The sequence below is a fragment of the Amycolatopsis sp. NPDC041971 genome, from assembly GCF_055588925.1.
The window spans coordinates 1-5,308 of record NZ_JBVJCE010000042.1; the positions used below are offsets into that span (position 1 = coordinate 1).

The 5,308-nt window shown below is 56.1% G+C and carries 3 rRNA genes; all 3 read left to right on the forward strand.

The features are described 5' to 3' along the window. Window positions 1-116: 116 nt before the first annotated feature. Window positions 117-1,633, forward strand: a 16S ribosomal RNA gene (locus ACZ6DT_RS40055). Window positions 1,634-1,959: 326 nt separating this feature from the next. Further along, window positions 1,960-5,097: ribosomal RNA gene (locus ACZ6DT_RS40060) — 23S ribosomal RNA — on the forward strand. Window positions 5,098-5,187: 90 nt separating this feature from the next. Continuing rightward, window positions 5,188-5,304, forward strand: a 5S ribosomal RNA gene (gene rrf, locus ACZ6DT_RS40065). The 16S, 23S and 5S rRNA genes sit together here, the layout of an rRNA operon. Window positions 5,305-5,308: the final 4 nt, after the last annotated feature.

Genomic DNA, 5,308 nt, shown 5'->3' on the forward strand with positions numbered 1-5,308 from the left:
GTGTTGCTTGAGAACTCAACAGTGTGCTAGTGAACTAAGCCAGTAGAGCTTATGTATTTGAACCTCGTTTTGGGGTTCCTTTGAGAGCAAGAAAATTGCCTCGATCAAATTTGACATTGTTGGAGAGTTTGATCCTGGCTCAGGACGAACGCTGGCGGCGTGCTTAACACATGCAAGTCGAACGATGAAGCCTTCGGGTGGATTAGTGGCGAACGGGTGAGTAACACGTGGGCAATCTGCCCTGTACTTTGGGATAAGCCTGGGAAACTGGGTCTAATACCGGATATCACTGGCTCTCGCATGGGGGTTGGTTGAAAGTTCTGGCGGTACAGGATGAGCCCGCGGCCTATCAGCTTGTTGGTGGGGTAATGGCCTACCAAGGCGACGACGGGTAGCCGGCCTGAGAGGGTGACCGGCCACACTGGGACTGAGACACGGCCCAGACTCCTACGGGAGGCAGCAGTGGGGAATATTGCACAATGGGCGAAAGCCTGATGCAGCGACGCCGCGTGAGGGATGACGGCCTTCGGGTTGTAAACCTCTTTCGCCAGGGACGAAGCGCAAGTGACGGTACCTGGATAAGAAGCACCGGCTAACTACGTGCCAGCAGCCGCGGTAATACGTAGGGTGCAAGCGTTGTCCGGAATTATTGGGCGTAAAGAGCTCGTAGGCGGTTTGTCGCGTCGTTCGTGAAAACTCCACGCTTAACGTGGAGCGTGCGGGCGATACGGGCAGACTTGAGTTCGGTAGGGGAGACTGGAATTCCTGGTGTAGCGGTGAAATGCGCAGATATCAGGAGGAACACCGGTGGCGAAGGCGGGTCTCTGGGCCGATACTGACGCTGAGGAGCGAAAGCGTGGGGAGCGAACAGGATTAGATACCCTGGTAGTCCACGCTGTAAACGTTGGGCGCTAGGTGTGGGCGACATCCACGTTGTCCGTGCCGTAGCTAACGCATTAAGCGCCCCGCCTGGGGAGTACGGCCGCAAGGCTAAAACTCAAAGGAATTGACGGGGGCCCGCACAAGCGGCGGAGCATGTGGATTAATTCGATGCAACGCGAAGAACCTTACCTGGGCTTGACATGCGCCAGACATCCCTAGAGATAGGGCTTCCCTTGTGGTTGGTGTACAGGTGGTGCATGGCTGTCGTCAGCTCGTGTCGTGAGATGTTGGGTTAAGTCCCGCAACGAGCGCAACCCTTATCCTACGTTGCCAGCGCGTTATGGCGGGGACTCGTGGGAGACTGCCGGGGTCAACTCGGAGGAAGGTGGGGATGACGTCAAGTCATCATGCCCCTTATGTCCAGGGCTTCACACATGCTACAATGGCTGGTACAGAGGGCTGCGATACCGCGAGGTGGAGCGAATCCCTTAAAGCCGGTCTCAGTTCGGATCGCAGTCTGCAACTCGACTGCGTGAAGTCGGAGTCGCTAGTAATCGCAGATCAGCAACGCTGCGGTGAATACGTTCCCGGGCCTTGTACACACCGCCCGTCACGTCATGAAAGTCGGTAACACCCGAAGCCCATGGCCCAACCGCGTAAGCGGGGGGAGTGGTCGAAGGTGGGACTGGCGATTGGGACGAAGTCGTAACAAGGTAGCCGTACCGGAAGGTGCGGCTGGATCACCTCCTTTCTAAGGAGCAACACATCCATCGTTCCCGGGATACCCGGAACCAGAGCGGTGGGGTGGCCAGGGTTTCAACACCGAACGTGTGTTGGCGCTGGTTGCTCAAGGAATTGTGGAACTACTGGTTATGGTTCGTGACTGGGTTGCCGGCGGGGGCGAGTACTGCTTCTTTCGGGGAGTGTGGAAAGTGTTACGTCGGATTCAGTCGAGAATTGTTCGCTGGCATGCTGTTGGGTCCTGAGGCAACACGCCGAGGGGCTGGACACAGTCCCGGGGACGTTTGTTTCTGGTGTGGTGTTTGAGAACTGTAGAGTGGATGCGAGCATCTTTGTGGTCAAGTTGTTAAGGGCACATGGTGGATGTCTTGGCTTCAGGAGCCGATGAAGGACGTGGGAGGCTGCGATATGCCTCGGGGAGCTGTCAACCGAGCTGTGATCCGAGGATTTCCGAATGGGGAAACCCAGCACCAGTTATGTGGTGTTACCCGCATCTGAATATATAGGGTGTGTGGAGGGAACGCGGGGAAGTGAAACATCTCAGTACCCGTAGGAAGAGAAAACAACCGTGATTCCGTGAGTAGTGGCGAGCGAAAGCGGAAGAGGCTAAACCATGCACATGTCAAGCTGTCAGGCGTTGTGTGTGTGGTGTTGTGGGACCCAGCGTCGAGGATCTGACAGTCCTCGGAACGATTACGCGTGTTAGTGGAACGCCTTGGGATGGGCGACCGGAGTGGGTGAGAGTCCCGTACGCGAAAGCATGTTGTGGATCGTTTGTTTGGTGTTCCCGAGTAGCAGCGAGCTCGTGGAATTTGCTGTGAATCTGCCGGGACCACCCGGTAAGCCTAAATACTTCCTGAAGACCGATAGCGGACTAGTACCGTGAGGGAAAGATGAAAAGTACCCCGGGAGGGGAGTGAAAGAGTACCTGAAACCGTGTGCCTACAAGCCGTCAGAGCCCGAGCACATCCTTGTGATGTTGAGGTGATGGCGTGCCTTTTGAAGAATGAGCCTGCGAGTTAGTGCTGCGTGGCGAGGTTAACCCGTGTGGGGTAGCCGTAGCGAAAGCGAGTCTGAATAGGGCGTCTCCAGTCGCGTGGTCTAGACCCGAAGCGGAGTGATCTACCCATGGCCAGGCTGAAGCGTCGGTAAGACGACGTGGAGGGCCGAACCCACTTAGGTTGAAAACTGAGGGGATGAGCTGTGGGTAGGGGTGAAAGGCCAATCAAACTCCGTGATAGCTGGTTCTCCCCGAAATGCATTTAGGTGCAGCGTCACATGTTTCACCACGGGGGTAGAGCTACTGGATGGTCTAGGGGCCTTACCGGGTTACCGAAATCAACCAAACTCCGAATACCGTGGTGTGAGAGTGTGGCAGTGAGACGGCGGGGGATAAGCTTCGTCGTCGAGAGGGAAACAGCCCAGAACACCAGCTAAGGCCCCCAAGTGTGTGCTCAGTGGGAAAGGATGTGGGATTGCCCAGACAACCAGGAGGTTGGCTTAGAAGCAGCCACCCTTGAAAGAGTGCGTAATAGCTCACTGGTCAAGTGGTCCTGCGCCGACAATGTAGCGGGGCTTAAGCACACCGCCGAAGCTGTGTCATTCACACATTACATCGGCTCAACTCCTTGAGGGTTGTGTCTAGTGGTGTGGATGGGTAGGGGAGCGTCCTGCATCCAGGGAAGCGGCGGCGGAAGCCAGTCGTGGAGGGTGTGGGAGTGAGAATGCAGGCATGAGTAGCGAATGCAGAGTGAGAAACTCTGCCGCCGGATGACCAAGGGTTCCTGGGCCAGGCTAATCCGCCCAGGGTAAGTCGGGACCTAAGGCGAGGCCGACAGGCGTAGTCGATGGATAACGGGTTGATATTCCCGTACCCGAGCACGTGCGCCCAGGATGAGGCGGTTGATACTAACCACCCGAAGCGCCGGTTGAGACCCTTCGGGGTGGAGGCCGGTTGTGGAGCGTGGGATCTGATTCCGTAGTAGTCGAGTGATGGGGTGACGCAGGAAGGTAGCTCCGCCAGTGAGTGGTAGTACTGGTGTAAGCGTGTAGGCCGGAACATAGGTAAATCCGTGTTCCATATAGGCTGAGACGTGATGCGTAGCCGATTGAGGTGAAGTAGAGTGATCCTATGCTGCCGAGAAAAGCCTCTAGCGAGTGCGTGCACGGCCCGTACCCCAAACCAACACAGGTGGTCAGGTAGAGAATACTAAGGCGATCGGGCGAACTGTGGTTAAGGAACTCGGCAAAATGCCCCCGTAACTTCGGGAGAAGGGGGGCCAGTGCACCTGAAGCCTCTTGCAGGCTAGGGTGTGGTGGCCGCAGAGACCAGCGGAAAGCGACTGTTTACTAAAAACACAGGTCCATGCGAAGTCGCAAGACGATGTATATGGACTGACGCCTGCCCGGTGCTGGAACGTTAAGAGGACCGGTTAACCTTTCGGGGTGAAGCTGAGAATTTAAGCGCCAGTAAACGGCGGTGGTAACTATAACCATCCTAAGGTAGCGAAATTCCTTGTCGGGTAAGTTCCGACCTGCACGAATGGCGTAACGACTTTCCGGCTGTCTCAACCACAGGCCCGGCGAAATTGCACTACGAGTAAAGATGCTCGTTACGCGCGGCAGGACGGAAAGACCCCGGGACCTTTACTATAGTTTGGTATTGGTTTTCGGTTCGGCTTGTGTAGGATAGGTGGGAGACTGTGAAGCCGGCACGCTAGTGTTGGTGGAGTCGTTGTTGAAATACCACTCTGGTCGGATTGGGAATCTGAACCTCGGACCATGATCTGGTTCAGGGACAGTGCCTGATGGGTAGTTTAACTGGGGCGGTTGCCTCCTAAAGAGTAACGGAGGCGCCCAAAGGTTCCCTCAGCCTGGTTGGCAATCAGGTGTTGAGTGCAAGTGCACAAGGGAGCTTGACTGTGAGACAGACATGTCGAGCAGGGACGAAAGTCGGGACTAGTGATCCGGCACCACCTGGTGGAAGGGGTGTCGCTCAACGGATAAAAGGTACCCCGGGGATAACAGGCTGATCTTGCCCAAGAGTCCATATCGACGGCATGGTTTGGCACCTCGATGTCGGCTCGTCGCATCCTGGGGCCGGAGTAGGTCCCAAGGGTTGGGCTGTTCGCCCATTAAAGCGGCACGCGAGCTGGGTTTAGAACGTCGTGAGACAGTTCGGTCCCTATCCGCCGCGCGCGTAGGATACTTGAGGAAGGCTGTCCCTAGTACGAGAGGACCGGGACGGACGAACCTCTGGTATGCCAGTTGTCACGCCAGTGGCATGGCTGGTTGGCCACGTTCGGAAGGGATAACCGCTGAAGGCATCTAAGCGGGAAGCCTGTTCCAAGATGAGGTATCCCACCCCATGTGGGTTAAGGCCCCCAACAGACCATTGGGTTGATAGGCCAGAAATGGAAGCACAGTAATGTGTTATCGAGTTGACTGGTACTAATAGGCCGAGGACTTGCCCACAAAGATGTTACGCATCCACTCTACAGCTCTGAAACACCACACAACCACACACAAATATGTGAGTGAGTGTGTGTGGGTGTTTCACAGTGTTTCGGTGGTCATAGCGTCAGGGAAACGCCCGGTCCCATTCCGAACCCGGAAGCTAAGCCTGACAGCGCCGATGGTACTGCAACCGAAGGGTTGTGGGAGAGTAGGACACCGCCGGACTAAC